The following is a 22,752-nucleotide window of genomic DNA, read 5'->3' as shown; positions in this document are numbered from 1 at the left end:
GTTCTACGGAGCCGTCTCAATGTCGCCGAAGTGGTCCCAGCCGCCCTTGCTGGTCCAGGGCGCCCCGTCGACCGTCACCTGCGGCAGCACCGACGGGTTGAGGACCTCGCCGATCACCTTCCAGCGGGCGGGCAGCTTCGCGTCCGGCGGGAACGTCGCCACGATCGCGTGGTCCTCTCCCCCGGTGAGCACCCACTGCAGCGGGTCCACACCCACCGCCTGCCCGATGTCCGACATCTGGGTCGGGATGTCGATGAGCCCGGAACGCAGGTCGATACGGACCTTGCTGGCCTCCGCGATGTGCCCGAGGTCGGCGACGAGCCCGTCACTGACGTCGGTCATGGCGGTGGCGCCGAGCCCGGCGGCCGCGGGGCCCGCGTGGTACGGCGGCTCGGGGCGCCGGTGCGCCTCGACGAAGGCGCGCGGCGAGCGGAAGCCGCGCGAGAGCACCGCATGCCCGGCCGCCGACCAGCCCAACCAGCCGGTGACCGCGACGACATCGCCGGGCTGGGCGCCGGACCGCGTCACGGGCTCGTGATTGCGCAGATCGCCGAGCGCGGTGATCGCGACGGTGATGGTGTCCCCGCGTACGACATCGCCGCCCACGACTGCGGCGCCCGCGACCTGGCATTCGTCCCTGATGCCGTCCATCAGCTCGGTCGGCCAGGCGACGGGAAGTTCGGCGGGGACGACGAGGCCGAGGAGCAGCGCGGTCGGGACCGCGCCCATGGCGGCGATGTCGGCGAGGTTCTGGGCCGCCGCCTTGCGGCCCACGTCGTACGCCGTCGACCAGTCGCGCCGGAAGTGGCGGCCTTCGAGCAGGATGTCCGTACTCGCCACGACCCGTCGGTCGGGTGCCGCCACGACCGCGGCGTCGTCGCCGGGCCCGAGACGTACCGCCGGTGTGGTGGTGAGCCGGGAGGTCAGCTCCCTGATGAGCCCGAACTCGCCCAGCTCGCCCACTGTGCCCTTCATGGATATGCCCCTTCTGCCCCAGTGCGCTTGCGGTCGCGAGCCATCACTGCTGTAGGTACCGTCAACTCATACGTCAACTTAAGTTCTCCGTACGCCGCGCTCCCCGCGTCGGCGGGCGCGCGGGTCTCCCCGATGCCCACGACGACGCGATACGGTGGCGTCTCTTCTCCCCACATGATCCTCGTGGCCGCCCTGGAGGTTCCGTGGTACAGGCGTACATCCTCATCCAGACCGAGGTCGGAAAGGCGTCGACCGTCGCCGAGACCATCGGCAAGATCCCGGGAGTGATTCAGGCCGAGGACGTGACAGGACCCTATGACGTGATCGTGCGCGCGCAAGCCGATACGGTCGATGACCTCGGCCGCATGGTGGTCGCCAAGGTCCAGCAAGTGGACGGGATCACCCGCACCCTGACCTGCCCGGTCGTGCACATCTAGCCCCCGTCTACGCTTGGCCGGTGACTTCTTCCCGCCGGCTTCTCTGCCTGCCGTCCGCCGCGCTGATGCTGCTCGCCGCCGCCGGCTGCTCCTTCACGGACGACGCCGTGGCGGTCCCTGCTCCCGCTCCGTCCGTGGAAGAGGCCGGGATGTGCCGGGCGCTGCACCGGGAGCTGCCGGAGTCCGTCGCGGGGCACGAGCGGCGCACCGCGGAGCCGGAGTCGGACCTCACCGCTGTGTGGGGAGATCCGGCGATCGTACTGCGCTGCGGTGTGCCCCGGCCGGAGAAGATGAGCGACCCCCGGGCCAAGGCGGTGGAAGCGGACGGCGTGAACTGGATGCTGGAGCCGCAGGGCGACGCCCGCCAGCGCTTCACCACCACCTACCGCGACGCCTACGTCGAGGTCACGCTCCCCGCGAAGTACGCCCACGACGTCACGCCGTTGGCAGCCTTCGCGGGGGCCGTGAAGAAGACGGTGCCCAAGAGTCTTTAGCGCACCCTTCGCGCTCTAGCGCAGGCCCGTGGAGCGGCGCAGCGCGGCCTGGATCAGCCGGTCGACGAGCTCCGGGTAGGAGACGCCGGTCTCCTGCCACATGCGCGGGTACATCGAGATCGGCGTGAAGCCCGGCATCGTATTGATCTCGTTGATCACGAACTCCCCGCTGTCCAGCAGGAAGAAGTCCGCGCGTACGAGGCCTTCGCAGGACGCGGCGTCGAAGGCGTCGACCGCGAGGCGCCGTACCTCGGCGGTCTGCTCCTCGGTCAGCGGCGCGGGCACGAGGCCGGCCGCCGAGTCGATGTACTTGGCCTCGAAGTCGTAGAAGTCGTGGGACGTGACGGGCGGGATCTCGGCGGGCACGCTCGCGCGCGGGCCGTCCTCGAACTCCAGCACACCGCACTCGATCTCACGGCCGCGCAGCAGCGACTCGACCAGGATCTTGGGGTCGTGGCGCCGCGCCTCCTCGATCGCCTCGTCGAGACCGGAGAGGTCGTCGACCTTGGTGATGCCCATGGACGATCCGCCGCGGGCGGGCTTGACGAAGAGCGGCCAGCCGTGGTCGCCGGCGAAGCCGATGATCTTCTTGCGTACTGCGGAGGGGTCGTTCTCCCACTCGCGTGGGCGGATGACCTCGTACGGGCCGACCGGCAGCCCGAAGGAGATGAACACCCGCTTCATGTACTCCTTGTCCTGGCCGACGGCCGATGCGAGCACACCTGAGCCGACGTACGGGACACCGGCGAGTTCGAGGAGGCCCTGGAGGGTGCCGTCCTCGCCGTACGGGCCGTGCAGCATGGGGAACACCACGTCGACCTCGCCCAGCGCCTTGGGCACCGCGCCCGGTTCGCTGTAGACGACTTCGCGGCTGCCCGGGTCGACCGAAAGCACCACGCCGCCCTCCGCCGACTCGGCGAGGTCCTCGACGCTCGGCAGCGCGCGGTCGGCGATGGCCATCCGGTCGGGATCGTCGGCGGTCAGGGCCCAGCGGCCGTCCGTCGTGATGCCGATCGGCAGTACGTCGTACTTCTCACGGTCGATGGACCGCAGTACGGCGCCGGCCGTGACGACCGAGATGGCGTGCTCGGAGCTGCGACCGCCGAAAACGACGGCCACCCGCGGCTTGCGGGACTCCTGCGCAGGGCTCTGGGGGAGGTTCTCGCTGCTCATATCGCGATGAGACTACCGTGCACATCCGGCGCCGTGGAGTGCGGGCGCGGCGCGGCGTGCTGCCCGGCGCCCCGGGCCGGTGGCCGGAGCTTCCCGGGCCCGGGGCCGGAGGCCACCGCAGCATCGGGAAGCCCGCGAAGCGGTGCGAGCGGTGCGTCTGGAAGGGCTCAGCGGCGCTCGGGCTTGGCGCTGCGTGACATCAGTTCCTTGACCGCGACGATCGGCGGCTTGCCCTCGTGGACGATGCTCACGACCGTCTCGGTGATCGGCATGTCGACACCGTGGCGCTGCGCCAGATCCAGCACGGACTGGCAGGACTTGACGCCCTCGGCGGTCTGCTTGGTCGCGGCGATGGTCTCCTGGAGCGTCATGCCGCGGCCGAGGTTCGTACCGAAGGTGTGGTTGCGCGAGAGCGGCGACGAGCAGGTGGCGACCAGGTCGCCCATGCCGGCGAGGCCGGCGAAGGTGTGCGCGTCGGCGCCCATCGCGAGGCCCAGGCGGGTCGTTTCGGCGAGTCCGCGGGTGATCAGCGACGCCTTGGTGTTGTCGCCGAGGCCCATGCCGTCCGCGATGCCGACGGCGAGCGCGATGACGTTCTTGACGGCGCCGCCCAGCTCGCAGCCGACGACGTCGGTGTTGGTGTACGGGCGGAAGTACGGCGTGTGGCAGGCGGACTGGAGGCGGATGGCCGTCTCCTCGTCGCGGCAGGCGACCACGGCTGCCGCCGGCTGGCGCGCGGCGATCTCCTTGGCGAGGTTGGGCCCGGTGAGGACGGCGACGCGCTCGGCGGGGACCTTGGCGACCTCCTCGATCACCTCGCTCATCCGCTTCGCGGTGCCGAGTTCGACGCCCTTCATCAGGGATACGAGCACGGTGTCGGTGCGCAGCAGCGGCGCCCAGGCGGCCAGATTCCCGCGCAGCGTCTGCGAGGGCACGGCGAGCACCGTGAAGTCGGCGCCCTGTGCGGCCTCGGCGGGGTCGGTGGTGGCCCGTACCGCCGCAGGGAGTTCGATGCCCGGCAGGTAGTCCGGGTTGGTACGGGTGGTGTTGACGGCGTCGACGAGCTCGGCTCGGCGGCCCCAGAGGGTCACCTCGCAGCCCGCGTCGGCGAGCACCATGCCGAAGGCCGTACCCCAGGAGCCCGTTCCGAATACGGCCGCCTTGACCGGCTGGCGTGTCACTTTGCGCTCTCTCCTTCGGCCTCGCGCCGCTGCTGCGCACGGGCCCTGCGATGGTCGTACGGCTGGGCGGGCGCGGTTTCGCCGCGCAGTTCGGCGAGCTGCTCGGTGATGGCGGCCATGATGGCCTCGGTTGCGTCGCGCAGCACGTCGGGGGTCGGTTCCATGTCGTAGAACCGGTTGAGGTCGACCGGCGGTCCGGCCTGCACCGAAAGGGTTTTGCGCGGAAAGAGCCGGAGTTTGTCCTCTTTGGCGTACGGCGGCATCGCCAAGTTGGCGCCCCACTGGGCGACCGGAATGACGGGTGCCTTGGTCAGGAGGGCCACGCGCGCCGCTCCCGTCTTGCCGGCCATGGGCCACATGTCGGGGTCGCGGGTGAGGGTGCCTTCGGGGTAGAAGGCGACGCATTCGCCGCGCTCGATGGCGTCCACGGCGGCCCGGAAAGCGTCAAGTGCGTTGGTGGTCTCGCGGTAGACGGGGATCTGGCCCGTACCGCGCAGCATCATGCCGACGAAAGGGGTTTTGAACAGACCGGCCTTGGCGAGCAGGCGGGGAACGCGTCCGGTGTTGTACTGGAAGTGCCCGTAGGAGAGCGGGTCGAGGTACGAGTTGTGATTCACCGCGGTGATGAATCCGCCCTCGGCCGGAATGTGCTCCATTCCGCGCCAGTCCCGCTTGAACAGAACCACCAGCGGCGGTTTAGCGATGACCGCCGCCAGGCGGTACCAGAAGCCGATTCTGCGGCGGGACACTCGGACACCTTCCTCTAGGACCGGGCTGCTTGTACTTGTGTGCCTGGTCAGCCGCACAAGTGTCGCCCCATGCCCCCTGTCTGTCGAGAACACCGTACGCCCCGGGTACGCGCCCGGACCGCCTGACTGCCGCACGGACAGGCCACAATGGGGCCCGACGCGCATTGGGCCGCGCATTGGACGGAGGCTTGCCACTGAACACGCTCCGGACCGCTCCCTGGTCCCTGGTCGTCCCGCTGAAGCCCCTGTTGCTGGCCAAGAGCAGGCTCGCCCCCTTCGTCGGCGACGCGTTGCGTCCGGGGCTCGCTCTCGCCTTTGCCCAGGACACGGTGGCCGCGGCGCTGGCCTGTCCTGCCGTACGTGATGTGGTGGTCGTCACGGACGACGCCTCGGCGGGGGCCGCCCTGGCCACCCTCGGGGCGCGCATAGTGGCGGACACCCCGGGCGCGGGCCTCAACGCCGCCCTGACGCACGGGGCGCGCACGATACGGGCGCTGCGGCCGGGCGCAGCGGTCGCCGCGCTGAATGCGGATCTGCCCGCACTGCGTCCCGCCGAATTGCAGCAGGTGCTCGATTATGCGGCCGTATTTCCTCGTGCATTTCTGGCGGACGCGGCGGGAATCGGGACGACTCTGCTTTCTGCTGCGCCCGGTGCGGAATTGGCGCCGTCGTTCGGCGGCCCTTCGCGTGCCCGGCATTCCGCTTCCGGGGCGCGGGAAATCCTGCTCGACGCGGTGGATTCCGTACGCCAGGACGTGGACACCGGTAACGATCTGCGAGCGGCGCTGACGCTCGGTGTCGGCCCGCGCACGGCCCGGCAGAGCGAGGCCCTCGGGGGTGTCCGGTCGGTCTCCGTGGGTGAAGGAGCGGGGCTTGGTGCGTGCAGCTGCAAGGCGGAGGAGGGAGGCGACGCGATGGGGGTCCCCCTGTTCGAGCGCAGTCGAGAACTTGGGGGAGTCAGTGACCGACGACAACGCCGCAGATGTGCGTGCCAAGCCCCGCGACGCCGCGGAGACCGACCGGACACCCCCTAGCCGACGGGCCGCCGCTTGTATAGGTACGCTGCGGCCATGCAGGCGACCGCGTACACGTACGACTCCGAGACCCGCAGCGGCAGTGTGCTGCTCGACGACGGCACCCCGGTGGAATTCGACGCCCGGGCCTTCGACGCGGGCGGCCTGCGGCTGCTGCGCCCCGGGCAGCGGGTGCGTATCGAGGCGGAGGGCGAGGGTGCGGATCTGCGCATCACGCTGGTGACGCTCCAGACCTTCTGATCCGGGGCCCCGGCTGGGGCGCGTAAACACCGCGGGCCGGGCTCCCCGGAGGGAGCCCGGCCCGGCGCGTGTTCCTTGCTGCCCTTACTTCTTGGCAGTGGTCTTCTTCGCGGTGGTCTTGCGCGCCGTGGCCTTCTTGGCCGGTGCCTTCTTCGCGGTGGCCTTCTTGGCCGGCGCGGTCTTCTTGGCGGCGGCCTTCTTGGCGGCGCCCGCGGCCTTCTTCGCCGCCGGGGCCGCCTTCTTGGCCGCCGCGGCCTTCACGGCGGGAGCCTTCTTCGCGGGCGCCTTCTTCGCCGCCACCTTCTTGGCGGCGGTGACCTTCTTCGCGGGCGCCTTCTTCGCCGCGGCCTTCTTGGCGGCGGCCTTCTTCGCCGCGGCCTTCTTGACCGTCGGGGCAGCACCGCCGGTCAGGCTGCCCTTGGGCGCCTTCTTCACGGCAACCTCGCCGCCCCTGGGGAGCTTCTTCGAGCCGCTGACCAGGTCCTTGAAGCCCTGTCCCGCACGGAAACGCGGAACGGAGGTCTTCTTGACCCGCACGCGCTCACCCGTCTGAGGGTTGCGGGCGTAACGGGCCGGACGGTCGACCTTCTCGAACGATCCGAATCCGGTGACCGAAACACGGTCGCCGGCGACAACCGCACGGACGATCGCGTCGAGTACCGCGTCGACCGAGTCGGCGGCCTGCTGGCGGCCGCCGACCTTGTCGGCAATCGCTTCTACGAGCTGCGCCTTGTTCACGTCTTCCCCTTCGGAGACATTGCCAGAACGAATGTGTTCAAGCTTTTTCGCACGTTAGGCAGATATATACCGCAAATCAAACACGAAACGGGCTAATCACCCTAGTGCCGCAACGAAGTAGACCTGGCAGAGTTCCGCAGGTCTCAGTCGCCTTCAGGGAATCGACCCTCGTCGAGGTCCTTCATCAACCTGTCCAGGCGCCTTGCCGCATCGGCGAGATCGTGTTTCGCCGCGGCCGTTATGACCAGCAGCTTCCGGGTCAGCGCCATCCGTACGCCCTCCGGGACTTGCAGTGTGCGCACCCTTGTGTGTGCTTCTTTCAGCCGGTCCGCGACTGCCTCATAGAGCTTGAGTTGGCTGTCGCGTTCCATGCACCGATTGTGCCATCTGGGGCGAGTTGTCGCCTCCGGCGGGGGCAACTAGTGGAATCCGGGCCTCCAGGAGACCTGGCCGATGTGCCCCGAAAAATCGTCAACTTCCCCGCACTTACAGGCCAGTTGAGGCCGGAACATGCCGTTGCCCCCCGCCGTGATCGGCGGGGGGCAACGGGGTGATACGAGGGGTCAGAGCTGCACCGTACTCGGCTTGAACGACGGCCTACCGGCCTCGTACGCCGCGATGTCTGGCTCATTCTGGAGGGTGATGCTGATGTCGTCCAGACCGTTCAGCAGCCGCCAGCGGGCATTTTCGTCGAGTTCGAAGTCCGCCGTGATGCCCTTGGCACGAACTTGACGGTCCTGGAGGTCCACCGTGATCTCGGCCGTGGGGTCGGCGTCGACCAGGTCCCAGAGCGCGTCGACCGTCTTCTGGTCCAGTACGACGGTCAGCAGGCCGTTCTTGAGCGAGTTGCCGCGGAAGATGTCGGCGAACCGCGAGGAGATCACGGTCTTGAAGCCGTAATTCTGCAGGGCCCACACGGCGTGTTCGCGCGAGGAGCCCGTACCGAAGTCGGGACCCGCCACCAGAACCGTGGCGCCTTTGCGCTCCGGGCGGTTGAGGACGAACTCCGGGTCCTTGCGCCAGGCCTCGAAAAGCCCGTCCTCGAAGCCGTCGCGGGTGACCTTCTTCAGCCAGTGGGCCGGGATGATCTGGTCGGTGTCGACGTTGCTGCGGCGCAGCGGGACGGCCCGGCCGGTGTGTGCGGTGAAAGCTTCCATGGCCATGCTGCTCAGGCCTCCACGAGCGTCGGAGCGTCGGACAGGTCTGCGGGCGCGGCCAGGTGGCCCAGTACGGCGGTGGCCGCGGCGACCTGCGGCGACACCAGGTGGGTACGGCCGCCCTTGCCCTGCCTGCCCTCGAAGTTGCGGTTGGAAGTGGACGCGGAGCGCTCACCGGGGGCCAGCTGGTCCGGGTTCATGCCCAGACACATCGAGCAGCCGGCGTGCCGCCATTCGGCGCCCGATGCCGTAAAGACCTTGTCCAGGCCCTCCTCGATGGCCTGGAGGGCGACCCGTACGGAACCGGGAACGATCAGCATCCGTACGCCGTCGGCGACTTTGCGGCCGTCCATGAGCGCGGCCGCGGCACGCAGGTCCTCGATGCGGCCGTTGGTGCACGAGCCTACGAAGACGGTGTCGACCTTGATCTCACGCAGCGGCTGCCCGGCGGTCAACCCCATGTACTCCAGGGCTTTTTCGGCGGCGAAGCGCTCCGAAGCGTCCTCGTACGAAGCAGGGTCGGGGACGTTCGCCGACAGCGGCACGCCCTGGCCCGGGTTGGTGCCCCAGGTGACGAACGGGGCCAGTTCGGCGGCGTCGATGACGACCTCGGCGTCGAAAACGGCGTCGTCGTCGGTGCGCAGCGTCTGCCAGTACGCGACGGCGGCGTCCCAGTCCTCGCCCTGCGGGGCGTGTACGCGGCCCTTCAGGTAGTTGAAGGTGACCTCGTCCGGGGCGATCATGCCCGCCCGCGCGCCGGCCTCGATCGACATGTTGCAGATGGTCATCCGGGCCTCCATCGAGAGCTTCTCGATGGCGGAACCGCGGTATTCGAGCACATAGCCCTGACCGCCGCCGGTGCCGATCTTCGCGATGATCGCGAGGATCAGGTCTTTGGCGGTTACGTCGGCGGGCAGTTCGCCCTCGACCGTGATCGCCATGGTCTTCGGCGGGGCCATCGGCAGCGTCTGGGTGGCCAGTACGTGCTCCACCTGCGACGTACCGATACCGAAGGCCAGCGCGCCGAACGCGCCGTGGGTCGAGGTGTGGCTGTCGCCGCAGACCACGGTGGTGCCGGGCTGGGTCAGTCCCAGCTGCGGTCCCACTACGTGGACGACGCCCTGCTCGACATCGCCCAGCGGGTGCAGCCGGACGCCGAATTCCGCGCAGTTCTTGCGCAGCGTCTCCAGCTGGGCCCGGGAGACCGGGTCCGCGATCGGCTTGTCGATGTCGATGGTCGGGGTGTTGTGATCCTCGGTGGCGATGGTGAGGTCGAGCCTGCGCACCTGGCGACCGCTCTTGCGGAGGCCGTCGAAGGCCTGCGGGCTGGTCACCTCGTGCAGCAGGTGCAGATCGATGAAGAGGAGATCGGGCTCGCCGTCGGCGTGCCTGACGACATGGTCGTCCCAGACCTTCTCCGCGAGTGTCCTACCCATCGCTTTCCCTTCGGCCGGCGTCTTCGCCGGACCCATCTAGAGATCGGGTCGCCCCCGTCCGGACCCCCGTACAGGGCGGTGGCTACGGGCCGTCGTGTGGCCTCCCCTCCAGATTCGCAAGTTCCCGAGAAAATTGAACTTGCGTTTCACAGAGTGAGACGCGAGTATCGACGCATGGACAACTCTAGCGGCGTCGGCGTTCTCGACAAGGCAGCTCTGGTACTGAGCGCTCTGGAGTCCGGTCCGGCCACCCTCGCCGGGCTGGTCGCGGCGACCGGGCTCGCACGACCCACGGCACATCGCCTTGCCGTGGCACTGGAACACCACCGGATGGTGGCGAGGGACATGCAGGGCCGTTTCATCCTCGGCCCCCGGCTGTCGGAACTGTCTGCCGCAGCGGGCGAGGACCGGCTGCTGGCCACGGCAGGGCCCGTGCTCACGCACCTGCGTGACGTGACCGGCGAGAGCGCGCAGCTCTACCGCCGGCAGGGAGACATGCGCATCTGCGTGGCCGCCGCGGAACGGCTGTCCGGACTCCGGGACACCGTCCCCGTCGGCTCCACGCTGACCATGAAGGCGGGCTCGTCCGCCCAGATCCTGATGGCCTGGGAGGAGCCGGAGCGCCTGCACCGCGGTCTCCAGGGCGCCCGCTTCACGGCGACCGCCCTCTCCGGCGTACGCCGCCGTGGCTGGGCCCAGTCGATCGGCGAGCGGGAGCCGGGCGTGGCCTCGGTGTCGGCGCCGGTGCGCGGTCCTTCCAACCGGGTGGTCGCCGCCGTCTCGGTCTCCGGACCGATCGAGCGGCTGACCCGCCACCCGGGCCGGATGCACGCCCAGGCGGTCATCGACTCGGCCGCGCGCCTGTCGGAGGCCCTGCGCCGCTCCGGCGGCTGATCCGGGCGGTGCGGGCGGAAGCCGGGGGCGGGAACGCCGTCGGCTCAGAGCCGCTCGGCGTTGGTCGCCCCCGCGTACCGCAGGCGCAGCCTCAGCCGGCCGTCCACCGTGCGGATCTCCACCGATTCGCAGAGGTTGCGCATCAGCCACAGCCCGTCATCGGCGCCGGCCTGTGCGCCGGGCGGTGCGAATCCCGCCCAGGTGGCCGGTGCGGGCGCGCGGTCCCCGGCGAACAGGTCCCAGACGAGGACACCGGGCTCCTCCCAGGCACACACCCGCGCGCCGGTGGCCCCGTGGCTCATCAGGTAGGTCAGCGCCTCGTTGGCCACGGTCTCGGCCATCGCCAGGCGTGCCCCCGCGAGGCCCGCCGCCTCGGCCCGGTCGCGTACGAAGCGGCGTACGGCGGCCGGGGTGGCACGCCCCTCCAGCACGGCGGCACCACCGGGCGGCGCCGGCAGCGGGGCGTCCGCAGCCGCTGCGTAGGCATGCGGATCGACGTATGCCGCACTGGGGAGGATCTCGGACCCGACCACATGGCCGGGGTGCGTGGCGTGGGCCGCCTCCGCGATGTCGCGGGGCACCGTCCTGGTGTCGTACGGGCAGATCATCCAGAGGTCGGCAGCCTCCGCGAGCAGCACATTCAGCCCCGACTCCATCCGCTTCCACTCCGCGATCTGACGCGCGGACTTGCCCGACCACACGGGCTCGGCCATGATCCGCATCCCGCGGCCGGGCACCTGCCGGTGGTTCCAGTAGCGCAGGAAGGACGAGATCCGCTCCACGGGCCGGCGGCCGAAATATGCCGTCTCCGCGGTGTCCAGTGCGTGGGCGCGTTTCCCGAGGGCGTCCCGGAGCAGTTCGATATTCGCGGGTGTGGTCGCGGCCAGAACCGGCTCCCCCGCTTCCAGTCCCGCCTCGGCGAACGGCAGGGCCATCGCCAGGAACGCCTCGTCGCTGTCGTAGAGCGAGGCGTGGTGAACGAAGCCTCTGCCGTTCGCACCACGGTCAGTTGACATGGTCCGCTCCCAGTCGCAGACCGGGAGTGTCGTCCCAGCCGACGAGTGCGATCACTTCGCGCAGATGCGGTGCGAGACCGGCCAGTTCGACCTGGCTGCCCGCACGGCGTGATCCGGCGAACGCCATCAGCAGGCGCAGCCCGCCGAGGTCGAGGAACTCCAGGCGCGACAGGTCGAGTTGGACATCGCCGTCGACCGGCTCCAGCGTGCCCAGTGCGCCGCGCAGATGCCGGTGCGTGCGGATGTCCACGACTCCTTCCACCCGGAGCCCGCTCGGATGGTACGTACGGACAACGCGTAACTCCGCGGTACGCACGAGGGGTTCGACGTCGACGCTCCTCGGGTGTGCGGAGGCGAAGGCCTTCAGCTGTGCGGTGTCGAAGCGCCGTGCGTCGTACTGGCAGACGGCGAGCGTGGATCCGCGCCTGAACTCCCGGGCGAGCAGGGCCTCGTACTGCAGCAGTTGCCCCAGCGCGTCCTCGTCGCGGATGGCCACACTCATGTCGCCGACGATGCGCAGACCGGCATAGCCCTCGGTGAGCGCCCGGTCGGCCTCCTTGCGCAACCGGCCCACCATGCGCCTGGGTTCGACGTGGCCCGCGTACAGGCAGAACTCCTCGGCGTCCATGATCTGTATGCGCTCCGCCACGCCGTCGTCGCGGGTGTTGCCCGCCGGGAGGGGTATGCGGCAGCGGTCGAGGAGGTCGTACGGAGTGTGGGGGCCGTCGCTGCCCGCGAGGAACAGGAGTTTCTGCCGGGCCGCGAGGCCCGCGACGACCAGGGATCCCAGCACGGACAACTGCTCCTCCTTCGAGCCGAAGAAGAGACAGGCGTGGTCCCCGACGCGCAGATCGGCGACGGCGACCGTACGGTGCATGCCATGGAGGAGCGCCATGCGCGGATTATGGCGGCGGGTTCACGCGTGCGGTAGTGCCCGTAGTGCCCGCATACGAGAAAGACCCTCCGCATCGCGGAGGGTCTTCTCTGTGCGTACCCCCGACCGGATTCGAACCGGCGCTACCGCCTTGAGAGGGCGGCGTGCTAGGCCGCTACACAACGGGGGCCTGTTTACTGCGAGTTGTACTGCGCTGGGCTACCAGGACTCGAACCTAGACTAAGGGAACCAGAAACCCTCGTGCTGCCAATTACACCATAGCCCATGGTGGTTTAGACCTATTGGTTTAGACCAGTACCCCCGACCGGATTCGAACCGGCGCTACCGCCTTGAGAGGGCGGCGTGCTAGGCCGCTACACAACGGGGGCCTTGGCGATCCCTACGTCACCGCATCCAGGAGCGACCCGGAGGTGGTGGAAAGAAAGGATCTGTACCCCCGACCGGATTCGAACCGGCGCTACCGCCTTGAGAGGGCGGCGTGCTAGGCCGCTACACAACGGGGGCCTTTGCAGATGAGCTCTGCAGAGCTGGGCTACCAGGACTCGAACCTAGACTAACGGAACCAGAAACCGTCGTGCTGCCAATTACACCATAGCCCACCAAAACACAACCCCCTGGTGGGGGTTTGTTTGGTTTGCGCCTTCCGGCCAGACCTTTCGGCCCTCTCGGGCGGCGCAGAAAGAACATTACCCGAAGGTGGACGGCGCTCCAAAACGGGTATCGCCCCGCAACAGCCCAGGTAGCTGCTCAAGCCCGGTGATGCGCACGAGGTCCGGGCGGCCGCCGAGTCCGCCCCGGTCGAGCCAGATCCCGGCCAGACCGGCGGCGTCGGCGCCGCCGGCGTCGATGTCGGGCTGGTCGCCGACGTACGCGACCTCGTGGGGCGGCAGGCCGAGCGCGTCGCAGGCGGCGTGGAAGGCCTCGGCGGCGGGCTTGGACACACCCAGTTCGGCGGCACACAGCAGAGCCTCGAAACGGTCGCGCACTCCCAGGACGCGCAGCTTGCGGTCCTGGTTGTGGACGCTGGAGTTGGAGAGCACGGCGTGTCGGTAGTCCTCGGCCAGGACGTCGAGCACCGGAACGGTGTCGGGGAACAGCTTCCAGGCGGCCTCGAAGTGGGCGACGTACCGGCCGAACCAGTCGTCGGCCGCGTCGTCGCTCAGCGGCACACCGAGAAACGACCGCACACGGTCCCGGCGCTGCCCCTCAAAGGTGGTCTCACCCGAGGCGAAGCTCGCCCAGTGGAGTTCGGTGATCTCGCGCCATCGGGCAAGGGCATGATCGACGGTGGCGTAGCCGTCGGCGAGCCCCTCGGCCCTGAGGTGGTCCCGCATGCCGACGTGGTCGGCGGTCGCGTAGTCGAAGATCGTGTCGTCGATGTCCCAGACGACGGCGTTGATCGGCATGGGAGCGACGCTACCGCCGAGCCGCCCCCATGGCTGGGGGTTCGGGGGTTATCCCCCGAAGAACGCAGTGTCGATGTCCCAGACGACGGCGTTGATCGGATGAGCGCGACGCTACCCCCGAGCCGCCCCCACGGCTGGGGGATCGGGGGTTATCCCCCGAAGAACGCAGTGTCGATGTCCCAGACGACGGCGTTGATCGGATGAGCGCGACGCTACCGCCGAGCCGCCCCCCACGGCTGGGGGTTGGGGGTTGTCCCCCCGGAGAGTCTCTTCGGGCATGCGAAGGGCCCGGAAGCGTGTGCCGCCTCCGGGCCCTGTCGTCGTACAGCTCTTTACGCGGTGAGCTTGGCCAGCGCCGCGTCGATGCGGGCCAGCGTCTTCTCCTTGCCCAGGATCTCCAGGGACTCGAAGAGCGGGAGGCCGACCGTGCGGCCGGTGACGGCTACGCGCACCGGGGCCTGGGCCTTGCCGAGCTTCAGGCCGTGCTCCTCACCGGCGGCCAGGACGGCCTCCTTGAGGGACTCGGGGCTCGTCCAGTCGGCCGCTTCCAGCTTGGCGCGGGCGGTGGTGAGGAGCGGCACGGGCTCGCCCTTCATCGCCTTCGCCCAGGACGCCTCGTCCTCGACCGGCTCGTCGAGGAAGAGGAAGTCGACGTTGGCCGTGATGTCGGAGAGGACCGTCACGCGGGTCTGGGCGTGCGGGGCGATCGCCTCGAAGGCGGCCCGGTCGAAGGACTCCGGCTTCCAGTTGGCGTACGGCGCCTTCAGCCACGGCTCGCAGGCCGCGATGAACTCGTCGACCGAGAGCATGCGCAGGTGCTCGGCGTTGATGTGCTCGCACTTCTTCAGGTCGAAGCGCGCCGGGTTGGCGTTGACGTCCTTGACGTCGAAGGCGGCGACCATCTCCTCGATCGAGAAGATGTCGCGGTCCTCCGCGATGGACCAGCCGAGGAGCGAGAGGTAGTTGAGCAGGCCCTGCGGGAGGAAGCCGCGCTCGCGGTAGAGGTTGAGGGACGCCTCGGGGTCGCGCTTGGACAGCTTCTTGTTGCCCTCGCCCATGACGTACGGGAGGTGCCCGAACTGCGGGATCTCCTTGGCGATGCCCAGCTCGATCAGCGCCTTGTAGAGCGCGATCTGGCGCGGGGTCGAGGACAGGAGGTCCTCGCCGCGCAGGACGTGGGTGATCTCCATCAGGGCGTCGTCGACGGGGTTGACGAGCGTGTACAGCGGGGCACCGTTGGCGCGGATGATGCCGTAGTCCGGGACGTTGTCCGGGTTGAAGGTCAGCTCGCCGCGGACCAGGTCCGTGAAGGTGATCGGCTCGTCGGGCATCCGGAAGCGCACGATGGCCTCGCGGCCCTCGGCCTTGTACCGCTCGATGCGGTCGGCGCTGAGGTTGCGGCACGTGCCGTCGTAGCCCGACGGCTTGCCGGCCGCGCGGGCGGCGTCGCGGCGTACCTCAAGCTCCAGGGCGGTGCAGAAGCACTCGTACGCGTAGCCGCCCGCCATCAGCTTCTGGGCCACGTCCTTGTAGATGTCCATCCGCTGCGACTGGCGGTAGGGGGCATGGGGGCCGCCGCCCGCGCCGGAGGCGCTGTCGAATGCAGTCGGGCCCTCGTCCCAGTCCAGGCCGAGCCACCGCATCGAGTCGAGCAGCTGGTTGTACGACTCCTCGGAGTCGCGGGCGGCGTCGGTGTCCTCGATTCGGAAGACCATGGTGCCGCCGTTGTGCCGGGCGAACGCCCAGTTGAACAGAGCGGTGCGGACCAGACCCACGTGGGGGTTGCCGGTCGGGGAGGGACAGAAACGTACGCGTGGGGGTACCCCCTGGTCGAGCGAAGTCGAGAGCTTGGGGGAGTTCGCGTTAGTCACGCTTGATCACCTTGTTGGTGAGAGTGCCGATGCCTTCGATGGTGACGGCGACCTCGTCGCCGACGTTGAGGGGGCCGACTCCGGCCGGGGTCCCCGTGAGGATGACGTCGCCCGGGAGCAGCGTCATGGCCTCGGTGATGTGGACGATCAGGTCCTCGACGGAGCGGACCATGTCGCTCGTACGGCCCAGCTGGCGCTGTTCGCCGTTGACCGTGCACTGGATGGCGAGGCCGTCGGCAATCGCTGCGGGGTCGAGGCCGGTCTCCACCCAGGGGCCGAGCGGGCACGAGGTGTCGAAGCCCTTGGCCCTGGCCCACTGCTTCTCGCGCTTCTGGACGTCGCGCGCGGTGACGTCGTTGGCGCAGGTGTAGCCGAAGATGACGTCCTTGACGCGCTCGCGGGGGACCTCGCGGCACATGCGGCCTATGACCACGGCCAGTTCGGCCTCGTGGTGCAGCTCGCTGGAGAAGGAGGGGTACGCGATGGGGTCGCCTGGGCCTGTCACGGCGGTGGACGGTTTGAGGAAGGCGACGGGGATGTCCGGGACCTCGTTGCCGAGCTCCGCCGCGTGCTCCGCGTAGTTGCGGCCGATGGCCACGACCTTGCTGGGGAGCACGGGCGGCAGGAGGCGGACCTTGCTCAGCGGGACCTTGACGCCGGAGAGCTCGAAGTCCGCGTACGGGATGCCCTTGATGATGTCGAGGACGAGGTCGTCCGGGCTGTCGCCCTCGACCGCGCCGAAGGCGACATTGCCGTCGATGGAGAACCTGGCGATGCGCACGGGATGCTGTCGCCCCTCACTTTTTGCTGGCCGGAGACTGACGCTCCAGGCTAACGCGGGTGAGGGGGCCGACTGCCCGTATTACCTGCGCGCCTAGGCTGCAGCGTGAGCTTCCACCGGGGCTTCCACCGGGGCTTCCATCAGAATCGTGCGGCGCGGGTTGGCGGTCTCGGCGGGGAGGTCGACAGGGTGCTCCGGCCGCTCGGCGGTCAGCAGGTCCACAGCGTCTTCGAGATGCGCGAGCGTGGTCCGTCGGGGGTTGGCCGTGCTGCGGAACATCGTCGTGGTCTTCATCTGGTGTTCGGGCCCTGTCGGTACGGGCGCCATCTTGGGCGCGCTGATTGTCGGATTCGCCATCCCTGTAAAGCGTCAGGCTAAACATCCGGTTCCCCGTCAAAGATGTGAAGCAGACAAGAACAGTGTGTGAGTTTCCTCACGAGATGGCGGGCATATCGACCAATTCGGGCAGCCCCCATGGGTCCGCGAACTGGACATTCCGCCCTGAAGGCATCATTCCGCTCCTGATCATCAGGACTGGGACACCCCCCACCCCTAAGCGACTCGTTGGCTTATGCCCTTTTTACCCCTGAACACTTTCTACGCCTTGTTACGCAACACTTACACGGTGTCACTCAGGTCACGGCCTCATGCCCGGCCCTTGTTGGAGATCCGGCACTGTGCTGGAATTCCCCGGACCGCCGCGAGATTTCAGATTCCAGCCGGCGCGCAGGGCGCAACGCAGCGCCGAGTGGCGGCGGGAAGGGGAGAAGCGCCGGTCACTCACGACCACCCATGGGGCCGCTCGGTGCCCCACGACTCGACACCGTTCCGCCGTTCACGCGGGGGAACGCCTGGTCCAGAGGTTGCGACGCTAGTGCAGGGACGTTTCAAGAGGGATGGCAGCGCTGCGGCGGAGCAGGAGCCGCGCGGCGGGACCGACCGCGGATCCTCGCCCCAGCACGCCCAGAACCAGGTGCCGACAGGGGCCGGTGACGGCGGCGATCGCAACGATCGCGCCGCTCGCCCCGGGGCTCAGGGCGGTGGCGAACAGGCGAATCCGGTGAGAGCCAAGGAGCCGGTCTCCACGGGCTCACGAATAGCCCTGCGCAACTGGCGCATCAGCACCCGACTGGTCTCCCTGCTGGCACTGCCGGTGGTCGCGGCGACCACGCTCGGTGGGCTGCGTATCAACGAGTCCATGAACAACATGGAGCAGCTGGAGCACATGCAGCTGCTGACCGAGATGACCAAGCAGGCGACCGAGCTCGCCGCCGCGCTCCAGGAGGAGCGCGAGAAGTCGGCCGGTCCGCTCGCCAACGGCGTGAGCCCCGCCGACTTCAAGGTCAAGAGCCCCCGGGACAAGACCGACCGGGCCAGGGACGCGTTCATCAGCGGGACGCAGAACATCGACACAGAGGGCGACGAGGGCCTCCAGAGCATCCGCGTCAGCCTCCTGGAGATCGCCGTCCGGCTGAAGTCGATCCGCCAGATCCGCGAGGACGCTTACCAGGGCAACACGACCAACTCGCAGACGGTCAACAACTACAGCCAGCTGATCGACTCGCTGCTGAGCCTCTCCCAGGACATGGCGCAGGCGACCTCCAACCCGGAGATGATCAAGCGGACGCGCGCCCTTGCGGCCTTCTCCTCCGCCAAGGAGTACGCCTCCGTCCAGCGCGCGATCATCGCGGCCGCCCTGCCGCCCAACGACCGCGAGGCCGGCAAGCTCAACGAGAGCGACCGCCTCTACGCCAAGTCCGCGATGGACAGCGAGGACTCGGCACGCAAGTCGTTCGCCCAGGTCTACGACGGCGACGCCGATGTACTGACGGCTCCGCTGGACAGCGGCAACCCCGACATCGCGTCCGCCGACAAGTACTCGCAGCGGGTGCTCTCCACCCCGGGCGGCCTCAAGAGCCAGACCAAGCGTTCGTACATGGACTGGACAGACGCCAACTCCAGCAAGATCCAGTCCATGAAGCAGATCGAGGCGACGCTCCTCGACGAGATGGAGCAGAAGGCCCGTGAGCTGCGCGAGGACTCGCAGCAGGACGCCATCCTCAACGGTGCCCTGATCGTCCTCGTCCTCGGCGTCTCGCTCATCGGCGCGTTCGTCGTGGCCCGCTCCATGATCCGCTCGCTGCGCCGGCTCCAGGACACCGCCACCACGGTCGCCCAGGAACGCCTGCCCGAGCTGGTCAAGCAGCTCTCCGAGGCCGACCCGCAGGACGTCGACACGTCCGTGGAGTCCGTCGGTGTCCACTCGCGCGACGAGATCGGCCAGGTGGCCGCGGCCTTCGACGACGTGCACCGCGAGGCGGTCCGACTGGCCGCCGAGCAGGCGCTGCTGCGGGGCAACGTCAACGCGATGTTCACCAACCTCTCGCGGCGTTCGCAGGGCCTTATCCAGCGTCAGCTCTCGCTCATCTCCGAGCTGGAGTCGCGCGAGGCCGACCCGGACCAGCTGTCCTCGCTCTTCAAGCTCGACCACCTCGCGACCCGCATGCGCCGCAACGGCGAGAACCTGCTGGTCCTCGCCGGTGAAGAGCCCGGCCGTCGCTGGACGCGCCCCGTTCCCCTGGTCGACGTACTCCGTGCCGCCGCCTCCGAGGTGGAGCAGTACGAGCGCATCGAGCTGTCGTCGGTGCCCGGCACCGAGGTCGCCGGACGCGTCGTCAACGACCTCGTACACCTCCTCGCCGAGCTGCTGGAGAACGCCACGTCGTTCTCCTCGCCGCAGACCAAGGTCCGCGTCACCGGTCACGCGCTGCCCGACGGGCGCGTGCTCGTCGAGATCCACGACACCGGTATCGGCCTGTCGCCGGAGGACCTCGCGGCGATCAACGAGCGGCTCGCCTCGCCGCCCACCGTGGACGTCTCGGTCTCGCGCCGCATGGGTCTGTTCGTGGTCGGCCGCCTGTCCCTGCGACACGGCATCCGCATCCAGCTGCGTCCGTCCGACTCCGGTGGTACGACCGCGCTGGTCATGCTGCCCGTCGATGTCGCCCAGGGCGGCAAGAAGGCTCCGGCAAAGCAGGGCGCCGCGGCTCAGCCGCAGGTGCCCGCCGGTCCCGGCGCCCGCCAGCCGAACTCCCCCGGTGCGGTCGGCAGCGGGTCCGCCGGCGGCGCCCGTCCCGGTCTCGGTGGCGGACCCGCGCCTGCCGGGCGGCTTCCCGCCGGTTCCGGTGGTGCCCGCGGCCAGGTCGCGAGCCCCGGTGCGCGTGCGGCTCTGCCCGGCCGTGACGGGGGTCAGGGGCAGCAGCCCGGCTCCGGTCAGGGTGGTCAGCCCGGCCAGGGTGGCGGGATGTTCGGTGGGGGCGGCCGCCAGACCGGCAACCACGAGCGTTCCGACGTACGCCAGAACGGCTTCCAGAGCGGCCCTGCCGCAGGCGACCAGGGCGGCCGTACGCCGCAGCAGCTTCCGCCCCGCGGCGGCTCGCGTCCCGAGCTGCCCGGCGGTAACCCGGCCTCGCAGCGCCAGGCGCGTCCGCAGGCCACCAGCTGGGGCAACGACCAGCCGCGTGGCCACGACGAGACGTCCGGCCAGTACGCCCGCCCCTCGGCGGACGACCACCAGGGTCCCGGCGTCACCGCCGAGTTCCAGCGGCCGGACTTCGACGCGCCGCCGCCGGCGCTGCCCACGGGCAGCATGTACGAGCGCAGCGACATCCGCGGCCCCGTACCGCAGGGCAGCGGCTCCACCGGCCAGTTCGAGCGGCCCGAGGCCCGCGGTGCGCAGGACCCGGCGTCCACCGAGCAGTTCCCGAGGCCGGACTTCAACGCGCCGCAGTCGGCCAACCCCTCGGGCGCCTACGGCCGTCAGGGCCAGGGCCGGCCGCAGGGCCAGAACCAGAACCCGGGCGGCCCGCAGGCGCTCGGTCCCGCCGCCCAGCGTCGGCGTGGCGGCCGGGAGAACCCCGAGCCCGCCAGGAACACGGCGCCGCGTCCGCCCGCCGCGAGCCTGCCCCCGCAGCCGCAGCCGCACGAGCTGCCGCCCGCCTCCGGTCCCGGTGACGGACGTACGCCGCTCTTCGACACGCTGGAGTCGAACTGGTTCCAGCAGGACGCCCCACAGGCTCCCGCCGTGCCTCAGCAGCCGCAGCAGCCCCAGCAGCAAGCAGGGCGGCCCACGCAGCAGACGCCCGGCTCGTCCGCCCCGATCGCTCCGCCGATGACGCAGCGCGGCCAGGCACGTGAGACGGGTGCCCCGAACAGCACCACCAACGGTACGAACGCCACCAACGGCGCCACCTGGCGCACCTCGCCGAACGACGAACTCGTAAAGCAGGCAGAGCGGGTCAAAAAGCCCGCAGCCGGCGGTGTCACGACCTCGGGTCTGCCGCGTCGCGTCCCGCGTGCCAATCTGGTGCCCGGAACCGCGCAGCAGCAGAACCACCAGACCGGTCCGCAGGTTTCGCGTGCGCCTGACGACGTACGCGGCCGGCTGACCAATCTTCGTCGGGGTATCCAGCAGGGTCGGCAGGCCGGCAGCGGCTCGTCGACCGGCAGTTTCAACATTGACCCCACTCACCAGCAGGAGCGTTAGTTGAGTCCGATGAGCCAGGCGGCGCAGAATCTGAACTGGTTGATCACCAACTTCGTGGACAACACCCCCGGGGTGTCCCACACGGTGGTGGTTTCCGCCGACGGACTCCTTCTGGCGATGTCCGAAGGATTCCCGCGTGACCGCGCCGACCAGTTGGCGGCCGTGGCCTCCGGCCTGACCTCGCTGACCGCGGGGGCTTCCCGGATTTTCGAGGGCGGGGCTGTGACCCAGACCGTCGTCGAGATGGAGCGCGGTTTCCTCTTCCTCATGTCCGTTTCGGACGGCTCCTCGCTCGCCGTGCTCGCGCACCCCGACTGCGACATCGGCCTCGTCGGCTACGAGATGGCGCTGCTCGTCGACCGTGCGGGCAGCGTCCTCACCCCGGATCTCCGAGCGGAGCTCCAGGGAAGTCTGCTCCACTAGGCCGCGCACGCCCAGGTCTTGCCGAGAAACAAACCGTTCAGGCCGCGCACAGCCCCCCACCCCGGCCCCGTCAGACGGCCCGCACACCACGTGCTGTCATGCCCGGAGGATCCATGACCCCGCCCCCCGCCTCTCGCGATCCGTACGGAGCGCGTTTCGACGCGTCGTACGATCACGAAGGCGACCAGCCGCTGGTACGTCCTTATGCGATGACCGGCGGCCGGACCCGGCCGCGCTACCAGCTCGCCATCGAGGCTCTGGTCAGCACAACTGCCGACCCGGCGCATCTCGCCACGCTCCTGCCGGAGCACCAGCGGATCTGCCACCTGTGCCGCGAGGTCAAGTCGGTGGCGGAAGTCTCGGCACTGCTTTCGATGCCGCTCGGTGTCGCTCGGATCCTCGTCGCCGACCTGGCGGAGGCCGGCATGGTGGCGATCCACCAGCCGGGCAATGGAGAGGCCGGCGGAACGCCGGATGTAACGCTGCTCGAAAGGGTGCTCAGTGGACTTCGGAAGCTCTAGCGGCGGAGCGACCCGCTCCACCACCTCCGCGAAGATCGTGGTGGCGGGCGGCTTCGGCGTCGGCAAGACCACGTTCGTCGGAGCCGTCTCGGAGATCAACCCGCTGCGCACCGAGGCCGTCATGACGTCCGCATCGGCGGGCATCGACGACCTCACGCACACCGGAGACAAGACGACGACCACCGTCGCCATGGACTTCGGCCGTATCACCCTGGACCAGGACCTGATCCTGTACCTCTTCGGTACGCCCGGTCAGGACCGCTTCTGGTTCATGTGGGACGACCTCGTACGGGGCGCCATCGGCGCCGTCGTCCTGGTCGACACGCGCCGTCTCGCCGACTGCTTCCCCGCCGTCGACTACTTCGAGAACAGCGGCCTGCCGTTCGTCGTCGCCCTCAACGGCTTCGAAGGACACCAGCCCTACACCCCCGAAGAAGTACGCGAGGCCCTCCAGATCGGCCCCGACGCCCCCATCATCACCACCGACGCCCGCCACCGCGCGGACGCCAAGAGCGCACTCATCACGCTCGTGGAGCACGCGCTGATGGCACGACTCAAGTAGTCGCCGCTCCACGGCAGTTGTCGTAGCCGGAACAGGGGGCGGACTGTGTCCTTTGACACTCTCCGCCCCTCTGTTCATAACATTTCGACAGAGAATTGCCCCGCCACGGACACCCCACGCGTTCGTGCAGTACCGCTGTGCTCACATTGGCCCTGCCTTTTGGTGGGGCTCGTTCCGTTTTGACCGTTTTATCTGAGGCTTACACCACTCGGAATCGGTGCTT

The 22,752-nt window shown here is 69.3% G+C and carries 22 protein-coding genes, 5 tRNA genes and 1 pseudogene; 9 read left to right on the top strand and 19 right to left on the bottom strand.

Annotation, left to right across the window (positions count from 1 at the left end; translation table 11 throughout):
* Positions 1 to 3 precede the first annotated feature (3 nt).
* A complete protein-coding gene (locus PXH83_RS22495) occupies positions 4 to 975 on the bottom strand; it encodes a thiamine-phosphate kinase (RefSeq protein ID WP_274562330.1) in 972 nt (323 codons plus the stop codon).
* Positions 976 to 1,178: 203 nt separating this feature from the next.
* Here PXH83_RS22495 and PXH83_RS22490 point away from each other — a divergent pair, with 203 nt between their 5' ends.
* Positions 1,179 to 1,412, top strand: coding sequence for an Lrp/AsnC family transcriptional regulator (locus tag PXH83_RS22490; protein ID WP_159686611.1), 234 nt, complete (start codon positions 1,179 to 1,181; stop codon positions 1,410 to 1,412).
* Positions 1,413 to 1,477: 65 nt separating this feature from the next.
* A complete protein-coding gene (locus PXH83_RS22485; RefSeq protein ID WP_274562966.1) occupies positions 1,478 to 1,906 on the top strand; it encodes a DUF3515 domain-containing protein in 429 nt (142 codons plus the stop codon).
* A gap of 15 nt (positions 1,907 to 1,921) precedes the next feature.
* Here the strand turns inward: PXH83_RS22485 and PXH83_RS22480 are convergent, their stop codons facing one another.
* From PXH83_RS22480 to PXH83_RS22470, 3 genes are all read right to left on the bottom strand, one after another.
* Entirely contained in the window at positions 1,922 to 3,079 is a 1,158-nt protein-coding gene (locus tag PXH83_RS22480; RefSeq protein ID WP_274562329.1) for a D-alanine--D-alanine ligase family protein, read from the bottom strand.
* Positions 3,080 to 3,246: 167 nt separating this feature from the next.
* On the bottom strand, positions 3,247 to 4,260 hold the full coding sequence (locus PXH83_RS22475) for an NAD(P)H-dependent glycerol-3-phosphate dehydrogenase (RefSeq protein ID WP_274562327.1): 1,014 nt from the start codon (positions 4,258 to 4,260) through the stop codon (positions 3,247 to 3,249).
* Complete coding sequence (locus PXH83_RS22470) at positions 4,257 to 5,009, bottom strand: lysophospholipid acyltransferase family protein (RefSeq protein WP_274562326.1); 753 nt, start codon at positions 5,007 to 5,009, stop codon at positions 4,257 to 4,259. The genes PXH83_RS22475 and PXH83_RS22470 overlap by 4 nt, the downstream gene beginning before the upstream one ends.
* Before the next feature lie 176 nt (positions 5,010 to 5,185).
* Here PXH83_RS22470 and cofC point away from each other — a divergent pair.
* Together cofC and PXH83_RS22460 are read left to right on the top strand one after the other, a co-directional pair.
* Positions 5,186 to 5,836: pseudogene (gene cofC / locus PXH83_RS22465) on the top strand (2-phospho-L-lactate guanylyltransferase); the annotation flags it as partial.
* A gap of 243 nt (positions 5,837 to 6,079) precedes the next feature.
* Entirely contained in the window at positions 6,080 to 6,283 is a 204-nt protein-coding gene (locus tag PXH83_RS22460; protein WP_274562324.1) for a hypothetical protein, read from the top strand.
* Between the two features lie 84 nt (positions 6,284 to 6,367).
* On the opposite strand, the gene PXH83_RS22455 is transcribed toward PXH83_RS22460, so the two are convergent.
* The 4 genes from PXH83_RS22455 to leuC all read right to left on the bottom strand — a co-directional run bounded on the left by PXH83_RS22455 (position 6,368) and on the right by leuC (position 9,614).
* A complete protein-coding gene (locus PXH83_RS22455) occupies positions 6,368 to 7,021 on the bottom strand; it encodes an HU family DNA-binding protein (protein ID WP_274562323.1) in 654 nt (217 codons plus the stop codon).
* Between the two features lie 143 nt (positions 7,022 to 7,164).
* A complete protein-coding gene (locus PXH83_RS22450; protein WP_028813741.1) occupies positions 7,165 to 7,392 on the bottom strand; it encodes an SCO5555 family protein in 228 nt (75 codons plus the stop codon).
* Between the two features lie 192 nt (positions 7,393 to 7,584).
* Complete coding sequence (leuD, locus tag PXH83_RS22445; protein WP_274562964.1) at positions 7,585 to 8,178, bottom strand: 3-isopropylmalate dehydratase small subunit; 594 nt, start codon at positions 8,176 to 8,178, stop codon at positions 7,585 to 7,587.
* Between the two features lie 11 nt (positions 8,179 to 8,189).
* Entirely contained in the window at positions 8,190 to 9,614 is a 1,425-nt protein-coding gene (leuC, locus tag PXH83_RS22440) for a 3-isopropylmalate dehydratase large subunit (protein ID WP_274562321.1), read from the bottom strand.
* Positions 9,615 to 9,788: 174 nt separating this feature from the next.
* Between leuC and ndgR the strand changes: the two genes are divergently transcribed.
* Complete coding sequence (gene ndgR, locus PXH83_RS22435; protein WP_028813744.1) at positions 9,789 to 10,508, top strand: IclR family transcriptional regulator NdgR; 720 nt, start codon at positions 9,789 to 9,791, stop codon at positions 10,506 to 10,508.
* A 44-nt stretch (positions 10,509 to 10,552) separates the two neighbouring features.
* Here the strand turns inward: ndgR and PXH83_RS22430 are convergent, their stop codons facing one another.
* The 11 genes from PXH83_RS22430 to PXH83_RS22380 form a co-directional block, all read right to left on the bottom strand.
* Positions 10,553 to 11,524 (bottom strand): MEDS domain-containing protein, encoded by a 972-nt coding sequence (locus PXH83_RS22430; protein WP_274562320.1) that lies wholly within the window; start codon positions 11,522 to 11,524, stop codon positions 10,553 to 10,555.
* Positions 11,514 to 12,419, bottom strand: a complete 906-nt coding sequence (locus PXH83_RS22425) for an MEDS domain-containing protein (RefSeq protein ID WP_274562319.1) — start codon at positions 12,417 to 12,419, stop codon at positions 11,514 to 11,516. Before PXH83_RS22425 ends, PXH83_RS22430 begins: the two co-directional genes overlap by 11 nt.
* A gap of 96 nt (positions 12,420 to 12,515) precedes the next feature.
* A tRNA-Glu gene (locus tag PXH83_RS22420) sits at positions 12,516 to 12,588 on the bottom strand.
* A 24-nt stretch (positions 12,589 to 12,612) separates the two neighbouring features.
* A tRNA-Gln gene (locus PXH83_RS22415) sits at positions 12,613 to 12,684 on the bottom strand.
* 30 nt (positions 12,685 to 12,714) lie between these two features.
* A tRNA-Glu gene (locus PXH83_RS22410) sits at positions 12,715 to 12,787 on the bottom strand.
* A 63-nt stretch (positions 12,788 to 12,850) separates the two neighbouring features.
* Positions 12,851 to 12,923: transfer RNA gene (locus tag PXH83_RS22405), tRNA-Glu, on the bottom strand.
* A gap of 23 nt (positions 12,924 to 12,946) precedes the next feature.
* Positions 12,947 to 13,018: transfer RNA gene (locus PXH83_RS22400), tRNA-Gln, on the bottom strand.
* An 87-nt stretch (positions 13,019 to 13,105) separates the two neighbouring features.
* A complete protein-coding gene (locus tag PXH83_RS22395; protein ID WP_274562318.1) occupies positions 13,106 to 13,825 on the bottom strand; it encodes an HAD family hydrolase in 720 nt (239 codons plus the stop codon).
* 332 nt (positions 13,826 to 14,157) lie between these two features.
* On the bottom strand, positions 14,158 to 15,696 hold the full coding sequence (gene gltX / locus PXH83_RS22390; RefSeq protein ID WP_274562317.1) for a glutamate--tRNA ligase: 1,539 nt from the start codon (positions 15,694 to 15,696) through the stop codon (positions 14,158 to 14,160).
* Positions 15,689 to 16,477, bottom strand: a complete 789-nt coding sequence (locus PXH83_RS22385; RefSeq protein WP_274562315.1) for a fumarylacetoacetate hydrolase family protein — start codon at positions 16,475 to 16,477, stop codon at positions 15,689 to 15,691. Before PXH83_RS22385 ends, gltX begins: the two co-directional genes overlap by 8 nt.
* A gap of 93 nt (positions 16,478 to 16,570) precedes the next feature.
* Positions 16,571 to 16,771 carry a hypothetical protein gene (locus PXH83_RS22380; protein ID WP_274562963.1) on the bottom strand — a complete coding sequence of 67 codons (201 nt, stop codon included), beginning with the start codon at positions 16,769 to 16,771 and terminating at the stop codon, positions 16,571 to 16,573.
* Positions 16,772 to 17,351: 580 nt separating this feature from the next.
* On the opposite strand from PXH83_RS22380, the gene PXH83_RS22375 reads away from it, so the two are divergent.
* The 4 genes from PXH83_RS22375 (at position 17,352) to PXH83_RS22360 (ending at position 22,529) form a co-directional block, all read left to right on the top strand.
* Positions 17,352 to 21,023, top strand: coding sequence for a nitrate- and nitrite sensing domain-containing protein (locus PXH83_RS22375; protein WP_274562314.1), 3,672 nt, complete (start codon positions 17,352 to 17,354; stop codon positions 21,021 to 21,023).
* A 9-nt stretch (positions 21,024 to 21,032) separates the two neighbouring features.
* Complete coding sequence (locus PXH83_RS22370; protein ID WP_037649408.1) at positions 21,033 to 21,446, top strand: roadblock/LC7 domain-containing protein; 414 nt, start codon at positions 21,033 to 21,035, stop codon at positions 21,444 to 21,446.
* A 113-nt stretch (positions 21,447 to 21,559) separates the two neighbouring features.
* The gene (locus tag PXH83_RS22365) at positions 21,560 to 21,967 is read left to right on the top strand and encodes a DUF742 domain-containing protein (protein WP_214927640.1); all 408 of its coding nucleotides are present in this window, start codon (positions 21,560 to 21,562) and stop codon (positions 21,965 to 21,967) included.
* Complete coding sequence (locus PXH83_RS22360) at positions 21,948 to 22,529, top strand: GTP-binding protein (RefSeq protein WP_214927637.1); 582 nt, start codon at positions 21,948 to 21,950, stop codon at positions 22,527 to 22,529. Before PXH83_RS22365 ends, PXH83_RS22360 begins: the two co-directional genes overlap by 20 nt.
* Positions 22,530 to 22,752: the final 223 nt, after the last annotated feature.

Origin of the sequence: Streptomyces spiramyceticus, from assembly GCF_028807635.1 — a bacterium.
Taxonomy (GTDB): Bacteria; Actinomycetota; Actinomycetes; order Streptomycetales; family Streptomycetaceae; genus Streptomyces; species Streptomyces spiramyceticus.
Note: the sequence above shows the minus strand (reverse complement) of the source record. Positions and strands in the feature narration are given on the sequence as shown.

Coding starts and splice junctions, on each gene's coding strand:
- leuC (WP_274562321.1), bottom strand. CDS start 9,614: ATGGGTAGGACACTCGCGGAGAAGGTCTGGGACGACCATGTCGTCAGG.
- PXH83_RS22485 (WP_274562966.1), top strand. CDS start 1,478: ATGCTGCTCGCCGCCGCCGGCTGCTCCTTCACGGACGACGCCGTGGCG.
- PXH83_RS22430 (WP_274562320.1), bottom strand. CDS start 11,524: ATGTCAACTGACCGTGGTGCGAACGGCAGAGGCTTCGTTCACCACGCC.
- ndgR (WP_028813744.1), top strand. CDS start 9,789: ATGGACAACTCTAGCGGCGTCGGCGTTCTCGACAAGGCAGCTCTGGTA.
- PXH83_RS22365 (WP_214927640.1), top strand. CDS start 21,560: ATGACCCCGCCCCCCGCCTCTCGCGATCCGTACGGAGCGCGTTTCGAC.
- PXH83_RS22370 (WP_037649408.1), top strand. CDS start 21,033: ATGAGCCAGGCGGCGCAGAATCTGAACTGGTTGATCACCAACTTCGTG.
- PXH83_RS22480 (WP_274562329.1), bottom strand. CDS start 3,079: ATGAGCAGCGAGAACCTCCCCCAGAGCCCTGCGCAGGAGTCCCGCAAG.
- PXH83_RS22495 (WP_274562330.1), bottom strand. CDS start 975: ATGAAGGGCACAGTGGGCGAGCTGGGCGAGTTCGGGCTCATCAGGGAG.
- PXH83_RS22425 (WP_274562319.1), bottom strand. CDS start 12,419: ATGGCGCTCCTCCATGGCATGCACCGTACGGTCGCCGTCGCCGATCTG.
- PXH83_RS22450 (WP_028813741.1), bottom strand. CDS start 7,392: ATGGAACGCGACAGCCAACTCAAGCTCTATGAGGCAGTCGCGGACCGG.
- PXH83_RS22380 (WP_274562963.1), bottom strand. CDS start 16,771: ATGAAGACCACGACGATGTTCCGCAGCACGGCCAACCCCCGACGGACC.
- leuD (WP_274562964.1), bottom strand. CDS start 8,178: ATGGAAGCTTTCACCGCACACACCGGCCGGGCCGTCCCGCTGCGCCGC.
- PXH83_RS22460 (WP_274562324.1), top strand. CDS start 6,080: ATGCAGGCGACCGCGTACACGTACGACTCCGAGACCCGCAGCGGCAGT.
- PXH83_RS22395 (WP_274562318.1), bottom strand. CDS start 13,825: ATGCCGATCAACGCCGTCGTCTGGGACATCGACGACACGATCTTCGAC.